The organism is Actinomadura sp. 9N215, assembly GCF_044326345.1.
GTDB lineage: Bacteria > Actinomycetota > Actinomycetes > Streptosporangiales > Streptosporangiaceae > Spirillospora.
This window is the reverse complement of the sequence record NZ_JBIRBA010000019.1, coordinates 107,823-123,245: the sequence shown is the minus strand read 5'-3', so window position 1 is coordinate 123,245 and position 15,423 is coordinate 107,823. Positions and strand designations below refer to the sequence as shown.

Below are 15,423 nucleotides of genomic sequence, written 5' to 3'. Positions count from 1 at the left end.
CCCGGTTCGCTCCGCTCATGCAGTCACCCTCGAAGCATGGCGGACGGCGGTCAGGGCGAGGGCGGCGCGGCAGCCCGCGAGGACGCCGTGCGCGAGGTCGACGCCTGACGTGTGGCCCACCGCCAGCAGGCGCCGGACGGCCTGCCCGATCGCCGGCGAGTCCGGCGGCTCGTGGCCCGCGACGCAGCGCAGCACCGCGGCGACCTCCGCGCCCGCGCCGCCCGCCGCCGCGCAGTGCAGCAGCGTCGCGGCCAGCGCCGTCGTGCGGGTGCCCGCGTCGGCGGTGACCGCCGCGCCCAGCCAGTCGGCCAGCCACACTCCCTCATGAGCGGAGCGAACCGGGGGGTGCGGGGGGTCGCCCCCCCGCAGGGAACGCGCCTGGCCGTGCCGGACGGCGTCGCCGACGCAGCGCAGCGACACCAGCAGGCCGCACAGGATGTCGTCGCCGCTCGGCGTCAGGCCGGGGCCGAGTCCCACGATCCGCTCCGCCGCCTCCACCGCGCCCGCGAGGTCGCCGGCGGCGCAGCACTCGGCGAGCGCGACCGGGTCCGGATGGTCGCCGAGCCCGCCGCCCGCCGGTCCGGCGCCGGTCAGCGTGCCGGCGCCGGTCAGCTCGGCCTCCAGCGCCCGGACGCCGCCCGCCAGCGCGGCCGCGTGCATCGGCCCGAGCACCGGCGACGGGTCCCACCAGCGGCGGACCCGCACCTGCAGCGGACCCGCCTCCACCCGGCCGTCGCCGACCCACGCCTCGCCACCCTCCCGGATCGACCGGAACGGCTGCTCCCGGCGCGTCGCGACGACGACCACCGAGTTCGGCAGCCGGTTCGCGTCGGACGTGACGACCGCGAGCACCCGCGGCTCCGGGCCGCCCCGCATCTCCAGGTACAGCGCCGAGGGGAACACGGCGATGACCCGCGCCGCGCGGCGCGGCGGGTCGAGCAGCGGCCGCAGCGCCAGGCTCGCGGCGCCGGCGGCGGGCGCCCGCCGTCCGGGCCTGGCCGGAAGCGGGATCGGGTCGCGGACGAGTGCGGTCACGGAACCTCCCGAGACCGGCGTCGGTCGCCGTCCGGCCCGCGGACGGCCCGGCCTCTGCCGAGACGGTAGAACGGCCCCCGCACCGGACGTATGGAGAAAGCTGCCAAGGATGCTTGTCATCGTTCGTCTTAGTTGTCAGTGTTGATCAGGAACCGGTAGCGAACACCCCGTAATGGGCGATGTACGCACCAAATAGCGAGGTGACCCCTGGCATGAGCTACACCACCACAGCGGACCCGGGCCCACCGGCCCTGCGGCTCGCGAGCACCGGAACACTGACCTACGGCCTGTCGGTCGGGGAGGTCCTCGGCGTCAGCACCCTGAACGGCGCCCGCCTCATCGCCGGCCGGGCCGGTCTCGAACGGATCGTCCAGCGTCTCAACGTGATGGAGGTCCCCGACATCCTGTCGTGGGTGAAGCCGAACGAGCTCCTCCTCACCACCGGCTACCCCCTGCGCAACACTCCCCAGTCGCTCGACAACCTGGTCTCCGACCTGGACGAGCGCGGACTCGCGGCCCTCGCCATCAAGCTCGGCCGCTACCTGGACTCGCTCCCCGCCGAAATGATCGCGCAGGCCGACCGCCGCGGCTTCCCCCTGATCCTGCTCCCCAACGACGTCGGCTTCGACGACATCCTCAACCAGGTCCTGACGGACATCCTGAACCGGCAGGCGTCCGTGCTCGCCCGCACCGAGGAGGTGCACCGCGCGCTCGTGCAGATCGTCCTGTGCGGCGGCGGCCTCCAGGAGGTCGTCGACGAGGTCGCGACGCTGCTGGACGTCGCCGTCGTCGTCGTGGACGGCGAGCAGCGCGTCCTCGCCGGCGCGGGCCCGGACGAGCACGTCCAGGCCATGCGGGCGTTCGACGCCGGCAGGCACGCGGCCTGCGGGCGCGGCGGTTGCGGCGTCATCGGCGCGCACGGCACCGGCGACCACCTGGTCGTGCCCGTGATGGCGGGCGGCTTCGACCACGGCCGCATCATCGCGTTCAGCCCCGGCGGCGCGCTGCGCGGCACCGACCTCGGCATCCTCGAACGGGCCGCGACCGTCGCGGCGCTCGTGGTGACGAAGCAGCAGGCCGTCGCCGCCGTCGAGAGCAAGTACCGCGCCGACTTCCTCCGCGACATCCTCGCGGGGCGCGCGGGCGACGACGACCGCGTCATCGCGCACTGCACCGGCTTCGGCTGGGACCTCGACCGTCCGGTGATGGTCGTCGTCGCCGAGCTCGACGGACGCCCGCGCGGCGCCCCGTCCGCCCCCGAGACGGACGGGAAGGCCCGCGGCAAGGCGGCGGCCGCCGAGCCCGAACCCGGAACGCGCGGCGGACGCGGCGCCGAGGAGCGCTCCGCGCAGGAACGGCTCGCCGCCGCGTGGACGACGGCCGTCCGGCGGCACGACCGCGGCGCCGCCGTCGCGAGCTTCGCGCACGAGGTCGTCGCGGTGATCGGCGCGGACGGCGGCGACCCCGCCGAGCTGACCGCCGGGCCCGTCCAGGCGATGCTCAAGGAGGCGTCGTCGATCTTCGCGGAGCATCTGCCGGTGCGGCGGACGTTCTCCACCGGCATCAGCCGGACGGTGACGTCCCCGGCCGCGCTGCCCGAGGCGTACGAGCAGGCCGTCAAGGCCGTCCGGGTCGGACGGCAGCTGAACGGCGCGGGCGCGCGGGCGCACTTCGACCAGCTCGGGGTGTACCGGCTGCTGAGCCTCGTCTCCGATCCGGAGGAGCTGCACGCCTTCGTCCGGGAGACGCTCGGCGACCTTGCCTCCGACGACGAGCCGGAGCTGGTCGACCTGCGCCGCACTCTTCAGGTGCTGCTGGAGACCAACCTCAACGTCGCGGAGACCGCCCGCCGCCTCCACTTCCACTACAACACGCTGCGGTACCGCATCGGGAAACTGGAGCGGATGCTCGGAGCGTTCACGGAGGACGCCCATCTGCGTCTCAACCTCACCCTCGCCCTTCACGTGCTGCGCATGCGCGGTATCTGAGGGTCACCGAGGGTAGTGTCACCGTCTCGGTGATCTTCCGGTGACTCGCCGGTCCTGCCGAACCGGTGGACGGGCTTTGGCAGATGTCGCCGATGCCCGCCGACCAGGGTAGATCTACCGTGCCCGCATGAACGCGGACGGTTGAGCAGGAGGCGGCATGGGGATCGGCTGGAAGGTGCACGGCGACGGGCGCACCCCGCCGCCGGGCGAGGTCGTCAGGCCGGACGAACGGCTGTCGTGGCCGCGGACCGCCGGGATCGGCGCCCAGCACGTTGTCGCGATGTTCGGGGCGACGTTCGTGTTCCCCGTCGTGATGGGCCTGGACCCCAACCTGGCGATCATGATGTCCGGGGTCGCGACGATCCTGTTCCTGCTGATCGTCGGCGGCCGGGTGCCGAGCTACCTCGGGACCAGCGCGTCGTTCGTCGGCGCGGTCGCGGCGATCCGCGCGGCCGGCGGCGACAGCGCGACGGTGACCGGCGCGATCCTCGTCGCGGGCGCCGTCCTGGCGGTGGTCGGCGCGCTGATCCACTTCGTCGGCGGCGACGTCGTCCACCGGGTGTTCCCGCCGGTCGTGACCGGCGCGGTCGTGATGCTGATCGGGTTCAACCTGGCGCCGGTGGTCGCGACCGTCTACTGGCCGCAGGACCAGTGGGTCGCGCTGGCGACGCTGGGCTTCGCGGTGTTCTGCGCAGTGCTGCTGCGCGGGTTCTGGGCGCGGATCGCGGTGCTGCTGGCGCTGGTGTTCGGGTTCCTGCTGTCGTGGCTTCTCGACAACACGGCGGGCAAGGTCACGTCAGTTCTCCCCGGCCAGAACCTCCTGGACGCGACGGGCAAGCCCTGCACGACCGAGGGCACGTACTGCGTCACCACCGCGTTCCCGCACGACCGGGTCAGCTTCACGAGCGTGGACGCGGCCGATTGGTTCGGGTTCCCGAGCCTGCACGGCCCCGACTTCACCACCTCGGCGATCCTGCTGGCGCTTCCGGCGGTCATCGCGCTGATCGCGGAGAACACCGGGCACGTCAAGGCCGTCGCCGCGATGACCGGCGACGACCTCGATCCCGTCCTCGGGCGCGCGATCACCGCCGACGGCGTCGGCACCGTGCTCGCGTCCGCGGTCGGCGGCTCGCCGACCACCACGTACGCGGAGAACATCGGCGTCATGGCCGCCACCCGGATCTACTCGACGGCCGCGTACTACGTCGCGGCGGCCGTCGCGATCCTGTTCGGGCTGTGCCCCAAGTTCGGCGCGCTGGTCGCGGCGACGCCCGGCGGCGTCCTCGGCGGGATCACGGTCGTGCTGTACGGGATGATCGGGCTGCTCGGCGCGAAGATCTGGATCGAGAGCCGGGTGGACTTCGCCGACCCCGTCAACCTCGTCCCGGTCGCGGCGGGGATCATCCTCGCGATCGGGAACGTGACACTGGACGTCACCGACGACTTCCCGCTGCAGGGCATCGCGCTCGGGACGATCGCCGTGCTGGTCGGCTACCACGTCCTGCACGCGGTCCGCGGACCGAGCGGCCAGGGCGGCGGCGTCATCGCGCCCACCGACCGGGCGGCCGGATGAAGCCGCCGCCGTTCGGCTACCACGCCCCGGCCACCGTCTCCGAGGCGCTGGACGCGCTGGCGGCGGAGCCGTCCGGCAAGGTGTTGGCGGGCGGGCAGAGCCTCATCCCGCTGCTGAACATGCGGCTCGCCGCGCCGCCCGCGCTGGTCGACATCAACCGCGTCGCCGAGCTGGACACCGTGCACGCGGGGGACGGGGGCGTCCGGGTCGGCGCGCTCGCCCGGCACGCGCGGGTGGAGCGGTCGGCGGAGGCCGCGGCCGTCCAGCCGCTGCTGGGGCAGGCGCTCCGGCACGTCGCGCATCCCGTCATCCGCAACCGCGGGACGGTCGTCGGGAGCCTCGCGCACGCCGACCCGGCCGCCGAGCTGCCCGCCGTCCTGGCCGTCCTCGGCGGGACGGTCGAGGCCGCGTCGGCCCGCGGGCGCCGCACCATCCCGGCGGATGAGTTCTTCCGGGGGCCGCTGGAGTCGGCGCTGGAACCGGACGAGCTGGCCGTCGCCGCGTTCTTCCCCGCCGCGCCGCCCCGCACCGGAACCGCGTTCACCGAGACGGCGCGGCGGCACGGCGACTACGCGCTCTCGGGCGTCGCCGCCGTCGTCACCCTCGACGAGGACCTGCGCGTCTGCGCCGCCCGCGCCGGATACCTCGGGATCTCGGGGACGCCGCTCGTCCTCGACCTGACCGGCGCCGCCGGGCCGCACGGCGACTGGACGGCCGCCGCCGCGCACGTCCGCGAGCGCATCGACCCGGACGCCGACATCCACGCGGGCGCCGCCTACCGGCGGCACCTGACCGGCGTGCTCACAGAGCGCGCGTTCAAGTCCGCGGCGGCCCGGGCACTGTGGGAAGACGGGGCGCTGCGGAAGGCGGGGGAGTGACATGGAGGAGGGCTTCGAGGTCGCGCTGACCGTCAACGGGACGCACCGCACCGCCAGCGTCCCGGCGCGCCGCCTGCTGTCGGACCTGCTGCGCCACGACCTCGGGCTCACCGGCACGCACGTCGGCTGCGAGCACGGCGTCTGCGGCTGCTGCACCGTCCTGCTGGACGGCGAGCCGGTGCGGTCGTGCCTGATGTTCGCCGTCACCGCCGCCGGGCGCGAGGTCACCACCGTGGAGGGCCTCGCGGACGAGGACGGCACCCCGTCGCCCGTGCAGCGCGCGTTCCGCGAATGCCACGGCCTGCAATGCGGGTTCTGCACGCCCGGGTTCCTGTGCACGGTGACGGCGCTCCTGCGCGAGACGCCGCGCCCGACGGAGGACCAGGTCCTTGAGGGCATCTCCGGGAACCTGTGCCGCTGCACCGGCTACCAGAACATCGTCAAGTCGGTGCACCGCGCCGCCGACATTCTGGCCCTGTCCGCCGATGAAGGGGAGTCGTGATGGGGACGCGTGTGTTCGGCGAGCCGGTCGAGCGCCGCGAGGACGGGCGCCTCCTCACCGGCCGCGGCCGCTACCTCGACGACCTGGGACGGGACGCGCTCGCGGCGGCGTTCGTCCGCTCGCCGCACGCGCACGCCCAGATCATGGACATCGACGTGGCCGGCGCCCTGGACGTCGACGGCCTCGTCGCCGTCTACACCTGGGAGGACCTCCCCGGCAGGGTGGGCGAGCCGCTCCCGCTGCTCATCCCGCACCCGGCGCTGACCCATGGCCGGACCGGATATCCGCTGGCGCGCGACGTCGTCCGGCACGTCGGTGAGCCCGTCGCGATGGTCGTGGCGCGCGATCGGTACTTGGCCGAGGACGCCGCCGAACGCATCCGCGTGGAGTACGAGACGCTGCCGCCGGTCGTCGGCATCGAGGCGGCGACGCGGGCGGAGCACCTCGTCCACGACGACGTGCCGGGCAATGTCGGGGCGGTGCTCGTCCAGGAGACCGGGGACGCGGCCGCCGCGATCGACGCGGCCCCGCACGTGCTGGAGTTCAGCCTCGCGATCGAGCGCAGCGCGTCCATGCCCCTGGAGGGACGCGGCGTCTACGCGCGATGGGACGCCGACGACGGATCGCTGCGCGTGTACTCGTCGACGCAGGCGTCCACCAGCGTGCGCGCCGCGATCGCCGCGCGGCTCGGGCTGCCGAACGGCAAGGTCGAGGTGATCGCGCCGGACGTCGGCGGGGGGTTCGGCGTCAAGATCGTCCATCCGTGGCCGGAGGAGGTGCTCGTCCCGTGGGCGGCGCGGCTCCTCGACCGCGAGCTCAAGTGGGCCGAGGACCGCCGCGAGCACTTCGTGTCCGCCGCGCACGAGCGCGGGCAGCTCCAGGACGTCCGCGTCGGCTTCGACGACGAAGGCCGCATCCTCGGCCTGGACGTGAAGATCCGGCACGACCACGGCGCCTACACCCCGTACGGGATCATCATCCCGATCGTCACGTCCACGCAGCTCCTCGGCCCGTACAAGATCGGCGCGTACCGGGCGGAGGTGACGAGCCTCTACACCAACACGCTGATCGTCACCCCGTACCGGGGCGCGGGCCGCCCGCAGGGCGTGTTCTGCATGGAGCGGACCATGGACCGCGTCGCCCGCCACCTCGGCCTCGACCGCGCCGACGTCCGCGCCGCGAACCTCATCCAGCCCGACGAGTTCCCCTACGACCAGGGCCTCACCTTCCAGGACGGACGCCCGCTGATCTACGACTCGGGCGACTACCCGGAGCTGCTCCGCAAGGCGCGGGAGCTGATCGGCTGGGACGGCTTCGACGCGGAGCGCGCCGCCGCCGCGTCCCGGGGCCGCCGCATCGGCATCGGTCTCGGCGTCTACGTCGAGGGGACGGGCGTCGGCCCGTACGAGGGCGGCCACGTCGAGATCGACACCGCCGGGCGGGTGCACGTCTCGACCGGGCTGACCTCGCAGGGCCAGGGCCACGAGACCGTGTTCGCGCAGATCGCCGCGTCGGAGCTGGGCGTCCCGATCGAGGACGTGCACGTCACGACGGGCGACACCCGCCGGTTCGGGTACGCGGTCGGGACGTTCGCGTCCCGCGCCGCCGTGATGAGCGGCAACGCGATCGCGCTGGCCTGCGAGAAGGTCCGCGACAAGGCGCTGCGGATCGCGGGCGAGGCGCTGGAGGCCGACCCGCGCGACCTGGACATCACGGACGGCGTCGTCCACGTCAAGGGGGACCCTTCGGCGTCGGTGCCGCTGCGGACGGTCGCGGTCCTGTCGAACCCGCTGCGGTACGCGTTCGACGAGGAGGCCGCGGCGGCGACGCAGTTCGCGGCCGGCCGCCCGGTCACCGAGCCGCCGGTCGCGCCGGGCGACGAGCCCGGTCTGGAGGGACGGGGCTACTACTCGCCCGTCCGGTCGACGTTCGCGGCCGGGGCGCACGCCGCGATCGTGGAGGTCGACCCGGACACGGCGGAGATCGCGATCCTGCGGTACGCGGTCGTCCACGACTGCGGGCGGCTCATCAACCCGATGGTGGTGGAGGGGCAGATCCACGGCGGCGTCGCGCAGGGCATCGGCGGCGCGCTGTACGAGCGGATGGCGTACGACGAGTCGGGCCAGCTGCTGAACGCGTCGTTCATGGACTTCCTGATGCCGTACGCGACGGAGATCCCGCGGATCGAGACCGACCATCTGGAGACGCCGTCGCCGCTGAACCCGCTGGGCATCAAGGGCGCGGGGGAGGCGGGCGTCATCCCGGTGTCGGCGGTGATCGCCGCGGCGGTCGAGGACGCGGAGGGCGTCCGCGTGGACGCGATGCCGCTCTCCCCGGACGCCCTCTACACGCTCCGCGAGAAGGCGGCGGCCGACCCGTCGCTGCGCGTCCGCGAAACCGCGAAGACTGTGTGAATGCTGGCGGGGTCGGCTCGCCGGTGGTTCGGTAGGTGGGGGACCTCAACCTGGGTTGAATGCTGGCGGGGTCGGCTCGGGTGCGGGGGACCTCAACCCCGCCAGCGTGTTGACCCTAGTCAAGGCGGGTGCGGGCCCTCGGCGTAACCGGGATTCCTCCGGGAAGGTCGGCTTTCAGCCGCGCGCGGGGGCGGGCTTGTCGGGGGCGTCGCCGCCGAGCGACTTCGGCAGGTACTTCTGGACGGCGGCGGGCCGGAACCCGGCCTGCTGGATCCAGCCGAGGATCGTCACGAGGTCCTTGGCGAGCCCCTTGCGGTAGTGCATGAGGATGATGTCGCCGGGCTTGAAGCCCTTGCCGCCGTCGCCGCGCGCGAAGCCGTTGTATCCGACGCCGGGACCGGTGGTGCCGTTGTAGAACTCCGCCGACCACAGCAGCACGGACTTGATGCCGCACTGCTTGGCGACCTGGCGGGTGGTGTCGTTGAAGCTGCCGAACGGCGGACGGAAGATCTCCGGACGGCGGCCGTACTGCTTCTGGATCTCGTCGGACGCCTCGCAGATCTGCTTCTTCTGCCCGTCGGCGCCGAGCGTCTTCATGTTGGGGTGGCTGACGGTGTGGTTCTCCATGCGCGATCCGGCGTTGCGCATGGCCCAGAAGTACTGTCCCTGGCCCTTGATGTAGGTGGAGGTCAGGAACGTCATGATGGGAACCTTCCGCGTGCGGACGAGGTTCACGAACTCGGAGTCGTACTCGTAGCCGTCGTCGATGGTGAGGAAGACGACGCGCTCCTGCGTCTCGACGCGGCTGACGACGGCGGGCAGCCCGTCCTGGGACGGCGCGGGCGGCGTCCAGGTGCCGGGCTTCGGCGTCGCCCACTTCTGGTCGCCGAGGACGGAGGCGAGCTGCGTCCGCATCGAAGGCCCCGAGTCGCCCGCCCGGGCGGTCAGGACGGGCCAGCCGCCCGCGGCCACGCCGACGACGGCGGCGGCAACCATGGTGATCACGGGCGTCGTACCTCGCATCGGCCGCGTACTCCGTTCGGTTCTCGGCTGGGGTTTCGCATGGTTGACGCGCCGGTGGCGGGGGGAGTTCGCACCCGGTGCAACCTGCCGGACATATCTGACCATTTCCCGCGGTCGCGCAGGCGCAACTGCCCAATGTTCGGCGTGTACTCGGCAGATGTTGCCGTTCGGCGCGGCGCCGCGATTACCTAGAGTCGGGTCATGCAGCTCAACGGCAGTGCCACCGTCGCCGCGCCGCTCGCCCGCGTCTGGGACGCCCTCCAGGACCCGGCGGTCCTGGCGAGGACGATCCCGGGATGCCGCTCCCTGGAGGAGACGGGCCCCGACACGTACCGGATGACCGTCACGGCGGGCGTCGCCTCGATCCAGGGCACGTACGTGGGACGGGTCGAGCTCGCCGAACCCGATCCGCCGCGCTCGTTCGTCCTGCGGGCGCGCGGGCAGGGGGCGCCGGGCACGGTGGACGCGACGGTCCGCGTCCGGCTCAGCGACGGCGACGGCTCGACCCGGATCGACTACGACGCGGACGCGGTCGTCGGCGGCATGGTCGGCGGCGTCGGCCAGCGGATGCTGGGCAGCGTCGCGAAGCGCACCGCGGGCGAGTTCTTCGCCGCGGTCGAACGCGACCTCACCGCACCGGCGCCCACGCCCGCGCCCGCACCCGCGACTCCGGAGTCCGGGCCCGTCGCGCCGCCCGCCCCGGCCGGGACGGGGACGGTCTACGCGGGACGCGCGGCGGCCGGTCCCGAGCCCGCGTCCGCGGCCTGGCCGATGGTGATCGCGTTCGGCTCCGGCGGCGTCGTCGCGCTCGTCGGCGTGCTGCTCGGATACCTGCTGGGCCGCCGCTCGCGCGGGCGCTGACACCGGACGCGCCGCCCGCGGACCCGGACGCGCCGCCCGCGGACACGGCGACGGCGGGCTCCCCGGGGCCGATCTTCACCCTCGGATTGCCCGCCGTTGAAGCCGGGTCGCGCCAGGCGCGTCAGTTCACCGCGACGAGGTCGACGACGAAGATGAGCGTCTCGCCCGGCTTGATGGCGGGGCTCGGGCTGCGGTCGCCGTAGGCGAGGTGCGGCGGGATGACGAGCTTGCGGCGCCCGCCGACCTTCATCCCGGCGATGCCCATGTCCCAGCCCTTGATGACGCGGCCTGCGCCGAGCTGGAAGTCGAAGGTGCCGCCCCGGTTCCAGGACGCGTCGAACTCCTCGCCGGTCGACCACGACACGCCGACGTAGTGCATCGCCACGTCCGAGCCCTTGGCGGCCTCGGGACCGTCGCCCTCGGTGATGTCGGTGATGTCGAGGTACGTGGGCGGCTGTCCCTCGGGGAAGTCGATCTCGGGGCGTTCCAGGGCCATGAACGGGCTCCAGCGTCTCGTCGGATTCGGGAACTGCCCAGCCTAGCCCTAACGCGCCCTCACGAAAGGACATCCCGTCCGTTGGCAGATTGCGACGGTTTCGCAGGTGGGCGGCGTCCGGTAGACCCGTGTGCATGACGAGGGGCACGGCGAGGGGCACGGACGGCGGCGGCCCGGCGGGCGCGGCGCGGCGGCTGCGGATCGGGATCGACACGGGCGGGACGTTCACCGACGTCGTCGCGCTGGACGAGGACGGGGGCGGGCTCGTCACCACGAAGACGCCCTCGACGCCCGCCGACCCCGCGGAGGGGACCGCGGACGGCGTCGCGAAGATCCTCGGCCTGCTCGGCGCCGAACCCGAGGACGTGGCCGCGCTGTCGCACGGCACGACGGTCGCGACGAACCGCCTCCTGGAGGACCGCATCGACGACCTCGGCCTCATCACCACCGAGGGCTTCGAGCCGATCCTGGAGATCGCGCGGCAGAGCGTCCCGGACGGCTACGGCAACAGCTACTTCTGGGTGAAGCCGCCGCGGATCGTCCCGGCGCACCGGGTGCGGGCGGTCGGCGGCCGGCTCGACCACACCGGCGCCGAGCTGCGCCCGTTCGACGAGCACTCGGCGGTCGCGGCGGCCCGCTGGTTCCGCGACGCGGGGATCCTCGCGATCGGGGTGTGCCTCCTGCACTCCTACGCCGACCCGTCGCACGAGCTGGCGATGCGCGAGGTGCTGGCCCGCGAGCACCCGGACGCGATCGTGTCGCTGTCGTGCGAGGTGCTGCGCGAGTACCGCGAGTACGAGCGGTCGGTGACGACACTGGTGGACGCCGCCGTCAAGCCCGCGATGAACGGCTACCTCGCACGGATCGCCGAGCAGGTCGCGGCCCGGTTGCTGGTGATGAAGAGCAACGGCGGCGTCCTGTCGGCGGACGAGGTCGCGCGGCAGCCGATCACGACCGTCCTGTCGGGCCCGGCCGCCGGGGCGCTCGGCGCGGCGTTCGTCGTGTCCCACAGCGGGCACGGTTCCGTGGTGACGCTCGACGGCGGCGGGACGTCCACGGACGTCGCGGTCGTCCTGGACGGCGAGCCGACCCTCACCACCGAGGGCTCGATCGGCCGCCATCCCGTCAAGATCCCGATGATCGACATCGTGACGGTCGGGGCGGGCGGCGGGTCGGTCGCGTGGCGGTCGCCGGAGGGCGCGCTGAAGGTCGGGCCGCGCAGCGCGGGCGCCGACCCCGGGCCGCTCTGCTACGGGCGCGGCGGCACGGAGGCGACGGTGACGGACGCGCACGCCGTCCTCGGCCGCATCCCGCCGCACCTGCTCGGCGGCGAGGTCCCCCTGGACGTGGACGCCGCCCGCACCGGCCTCGACGCGCTCGCCGCGGGCCTCGGCCTGCCCGTCGAGAAGGCCGCCGCCGGGATCCTGGAGATCTCGGCGTGGAACCAGGCCAACGCCATCCGGCAGATCACCGTCAAGCGGGGCCTGGACGTCCGCGACTACCCGCTCGTCGCGTTCGGCGGGTCCGGGCCGCTGCTCGCGTGCCGCCTCCTGGACGTCCTCGGGCTGCCCGCGGCCGTCGTCCCGGAGAACCCGGGGAACCTGTCGGCGTTCGGGCTGCTCACGGTGGACGTGAAGAACGACTACGTCCGCACGCGCGTCGTCCGCGACGCCGAACTCGACCCGTCCCTCCTGGACGACGTCTACGCCGACCTGGAGACGGAGGCCGCACGGGCCCTGGCCCGCGAAGGCTTCCCCGACGACCGCCGACGCTTCGCCCGCTCCGCCGACCTGCGCTACTACGGGCAGGCGTTCGAGGTGCGGGTCGCGGCCCCCGCCGGACGCCCGGACGAGGGGTTCCGCGCCGAGGTGGTCCGCCGGTTCCACGACGCCCACGAGGCCCTCTACGGGTACTGCTACCGCGACGACCAGCGGCATCCCGTCGAGTGGGTCAACCTGCGCGTCTCCGGGATCGGCCCGATCGCCCGCCCGCGCCTCGCCGGGCGTCCGCCGGGGGACGGCGACCCGACGCGCGCCAGAACCGGCACGCGAAGCGTCTACTTCGACGCGTGGGAGGAGACGGCCGTCTACCGCCGCGAGAAACTCGCACCGGGCGACGCCGTCGCGGGCCCGGCCGTCATCGAGGAGTTCGGCTCGACGCTGCCGCTGCACCCCGGCTTCACCGCGCGGCTCGACGGCCACGGCAACCTGGTGGTGACCCGATGACCGCACCCATGACCGCACCCGGGATCGACCCGATCCTGCTGGAGATCGTCGAGGGGACGCTCGCGTCGGTCGAGCGGGAGGTCGAGACGGCCATCGCGCGGACGGCCCGCTCCCCGATGATCCGGGACGCGCACGACTTCCGCGCCGGCATCCACGACCGCCGCCTCCGGAAGCTGACCGGGCGCTCCTACTCCGCGCTCGTCCAGCCGATCGCCCGCGACTTCCCGCTTGAGGAGATGCGTCCGGGCGACGTGTTCTTCCACAACGACGTGTACCTGTCGGAGGGCGGCATCGGGCATCTGCCGGACCTGTGCGTGACCGTCCCGGTGTTCCACGACGGGGAGGTGGTCGCGTTCGTCCAGGCGTTCGGGCACCACGACGACATCGGCGGCGCCGTCCCGGGGTCGATGCCGAGCCATGCGCGCAGCGCGTTCGAGGAGGGCCTGATGGTCCCGCCGATCAAGCTCTGGGACCGGGGCGTCCCGAACCGGGCGGCGCTGACGATCATGACCCGCAACTCGCGGATGCCCGACTCCCTCGCCGGCGACCTGGACGCCGAGTGCTCCGCCTGCCTGATGGGCGCCCGCCGCCTCGGCGACCTGTTCGGCCGCTACGGCCGCGCCGCCGTCGAGGCGTGCTTCGACGCGATCATCGACCGGACGACGGAGACGTTCCGCCGCGAGCTCCTCGCCAAGATCCCGGACGGCACGTTCGCCTGGGAGGACTACGCCGAGCACGACGGCGTCGACCCGCCCCGCCTGCACGCCCAGCGCATCACGCTGACGGTCGACAAGGCCGCGGACGTCCCGCTCGTCATCGACTTCGCCGGGACGTCCCCACAGGCCAAGGGCCCCATCAACCACGCGGGCGACTACGCCGACGGCGTGTTCCTCAAGAAGTGGCTGGCGCCCGTCCTGCGGAACCTGGCCGACACGCCCGAGCGGGCCGCCGAACTGGACGTCAACGAGGGCGTCGTCCCGCTCATCGAGATGCGGTTCCCGGACAAGGGCACGCTGCTCACGCCCGTCTTCCCGGCCCCGACGAACGCCCGCACGTTCGTGATCCTGCGGCTGCTCGGCGTCCTGGCGGGCGTCCTGGCCAAAGCCACGGGCGGACGGATGCCCGCCGACCAGGAGACCATCCGCTACACCGGCGTCTACGGGGAGGACGACCGGGGCCCGTACCTGATGCGGGAGGTGCTCGGCGGCGGCTCTGGCGGCCGCTACTACGCGGACGGCGAGGACACCATCCACGTCGTGCCCGACTCCCGCAACATCCCCGCCGAGTTCGCCGAAGCCCGCTGGCCGTTCGTCGTCGAGCGCCTCGGCCTGGCCGTCGACTCCGGCGGGCCTGGGGAGTACCGGGGCGGGCTCGGCTACGACAAGCACATCCGGATGCTCCGCGACGCCCACTACATGTCGATCGCCGACCGGTCGATCCTGTCGTGCTGGGGCGTCAACGGGGGGCGCGCGGGACGTCCCTTCCGCGTCGACATCGACGGCGAGGAGATGGACGGCCTCGTCGACGACCACCCCGTCGAGGCCGGGCAGGTCATCCGCATCCGCACCACGGGCGGCGGCGGATGGGGCGACCCGCTGGACCGCGACCCGTCCCGCGTGGCCGCCGACGTCCGCGACGGCAAGGTGTCGGCGGCCGGCGCACGCGACGACTACGGCGTCGTCCTGACCGGCGAACACGTGGACGAGGAGGCGACGACCGCCCTGCGCGAGCGCCTGCGCGCCGAACGCGGCCCGGCGCCGTTCTTCGACCGCGGCCCCGGCTATCCCGAGCTGTCGGGCGGGCTGTCGTCCGCCGGCGTCGACGCCGTCGAGTAGGTCCGGAAGCGATGGGACGTGAACGTCGTGCCGTCCACGAGCAGGTCGCACCGGGCGCGGGTGCCATCGGCGGCGAAGAACGCCGTCTCGCGGGTGCTCCAGGCGTCCCAGGCGCCGGCGTACTCGGGGCCGTCGCGGTCGATGGCGCGGGCGCGGCGCAGATCGCGCGGTGCGTCGATCCAGATGCGGAACGCGGCGGGCGACCCCGTCCACGCGGCCCCGACGCCCTCGACGATCAGGACGGGCCCGGCCGCGACCTCCTCCTCCGCGCCGTACAGGTCGCGGCGCCAGTCGTAGCGGCGCAGGACGGCGGGCCGCCCGTCGCGGAGCGGGTCGAGAACGTCCGCGCGGAGCGGGCCCCACCAGGTGAGCGGGTCCGCGTCCCACGGCACGCGGAAGTCGTCCGACCGCACCACCGGCGCGCCCACCAGGACCTCCGCCAGGTGATCGGCGAAGGTCGACTTGCCCGCGCCGCTCGGCCCGTCGACCGCGACGAGGCGCGCCGGGCCGCACGACGGCGGCAGCGCGAGCAGGCGGGCGGCGAGCGCGGGGTAGGTCAGGGCGGCGCCCGGCGTGAACGGCACGGACGGCAT

The 15,423-nt window shown here is 73.7% G+C and carries 12 protein-coding genes; 8 read left to right on the top strand and 4 right to left on the bottom strand.

The annotated features are described in order from the left end of the window. Nucleotides 1-15: 15 nt before the first annotated feature. Nucleotides 16-1,035 carry a DUF2877 domain-containing protein gene (locus tag ACH34T_RS28480; protein ID WP_396023999.1) on the bottom strand — a complete coding sequence of 340 codons (1,020 nt, stop codon included), beginning with the start codon at nt 1,033-1,035 and terminating at the stop codon, nt 16-18. A 212-nt stretch (nt 1,036-1,247) separates the two neighbouring features. Here ACH34T_RS28480 and ACH34T_RS28475 point away from each other — a divergent pair, with 212 nt between their 5' ends. The 5 genes from ACH34T_RS28475 (at nt 1,248) to cutA (ending at nt 8,390) form a co-directional block, all read left to right on the top strand. Further along, a complete protein-coding gene (locus ACH34T_RS28475) occupies nt 1,248-3,023 on the top strand; it encodes a PucR family transcriptional regulator (RefSeq protein WP_396023998.1) in 1,776 nt (591 codons plus the stop codon). Nucleotides 3,024-3,180: 157 nt separating this feature from the next. After that, nucleotides 3,181-4,596: a uracil-xanthine permease family protein gene (locus ACH34T_RS28470; RefSeq protein ID WP_396023997.1), complete on the top strand. Its 1,416-nt coding sequence runs from the start codon at nt 3,181-3,183 to the stop codon at nt 4,594-4,596. Next, on the top strand, nt 4,593-5,474 hold the full coding sequence (locus ACH34T_RS28465) for an FAD binding domain-containing protein (RefSeq protein ID WP_396023996.1): 882 nt from the start codon (nt 4,593-4,595) through the stop codon (nt 5,472-5,474). Before ACH34T_RS28470 ends, ACH34T_RS28465 begins: the two co-directional genes overlap by 4 nt. A 1-nt stretch (nt 5,475) precedes the next feature. Continuing rightward, entirely contained in the window at nt 5,476-5,976 is a 501-nt protein-coding gene (locus ACH34T_RS28460) for a (2Fe-2S)-binding protein (protein ID WP_396023995.1), read from the top strand. Further along, a complete protein-coding gene (gene cutA, locus ACH34T_RS28455; protein WP_396023994.1) occupies nt 5,976-8,390 on the top strand; it encodes an aerobic carbon-monoxide dehydrogenase large subunit in 2,415 nt (804 codons plus the stop codon). Before ACH34T_RS28460 ends, cutA begins: the two co-directional genes overlap by 1 nt. A 174-nt stretch (nt 8,391-8,564) precedes the next feature. Here the strand turns inward: cutA and ACH34T_RS28450 are convergent, their stop codons facing one another. Then, nucleotides 8,565-9,386, bottom strand: coding sequence for a polysaccharide deacetylase family protein (locus tag ACH34T_RS28450; RefSeq protein ID WP_396024069.1), 822 nt, complete (start codon nt 9,384-9,386; stop codon nt 8,565-8,567). 228 nt (nt 9,387-9,614) lie between these two features. Between ACH34T_RS28450 and ACH34T_RS28445 the strand changes: the two genes are divergently transcribed. Continuing rightward, on the top strand, nt 9,615-10,274 hold the full coding sequence (locus ACH34T_RS28445; RefSeq protein WP_396023993.1) for a carbon monoxide dehydrogenase subunit G: 660 nt from the start codon (nt 9,615-9,617) through the stop codon (nt 10,272-10,274). 121 nt (nt 10,275-10,395) lie between these two features. Here the strand turns inward: ACH34T_RS28445 and ACH34T_RS28440 are convergent, their stop codons facing one another. Beyond that, nucleotides 10,396-10,770: an FKBP-type peptidyl-prolyl cis-trans isomerase gene (locus tag ACH34T_RS28440; RefSeq protein ID WP_396023992.1), complete on the bottom strand. Its 375-nt coding sequence runs from the start codon at nt 10,768-10,770 to the stop codon at nt 10,396-10,398. A 134-nt stretch (nt 10,771-10,904) separates the two neighbouring features. On the opposite strand from ACH34T_RS28440, the gene ACH34T_RS28435 reads away from it, so the two are divergent. Both ACH34T_RS28435 and ACH34T_RS28430 read left to right on the top strand, forming a co-directional pair. Further along, nucleotides 10,905-12,995, top strand: a complete 2,091-nt coding sequence (locus ACH34T_RS28435) for a hydantoinase/oxoprolinase family protein (RefSeq protein ID WP_396023991.1) — start codon at nt 10,905-10,907, stop codon at nt 12,993-12,995. Further along, nucleotides 12,992-14,830, top strand: a complete 1,839-nt coding sequence (locus ACH34T_RS28430) for a hydantoinase B/oxoprolinase family protein (RefSeq protein WP_396023990.1) — start codon at nt 12,992-12,994, stop codon at nt 14,828-14,830. Before ACH34T_RS28435 ends, ACH34T_RS28430 begins: the two co-directional genes overlap by 4 nt. Here the strand turns inward: ACH34T_RS28430 and ACH34T_RS28425 are convergent. After that, nucleotides 14,776-15,414 carry a uridine kinase gene (locus ACH34T_RS28425; RefSeq protein ID WP_396023989.1) on the bottom strand — a complete coding sequence of 213 codons (639 nt, stop codon included), beginning with the start codon at nt 15,412-15,414 and terminating at the stop codon, nt 14,776-14,778. The genes ACH34T_RS28430 and ACH34T_RS28425 overlap by 55 nt on opposite strands. Between the last annotated feature and the right edge of the window lie 9 nt (nt 15,415-15,423).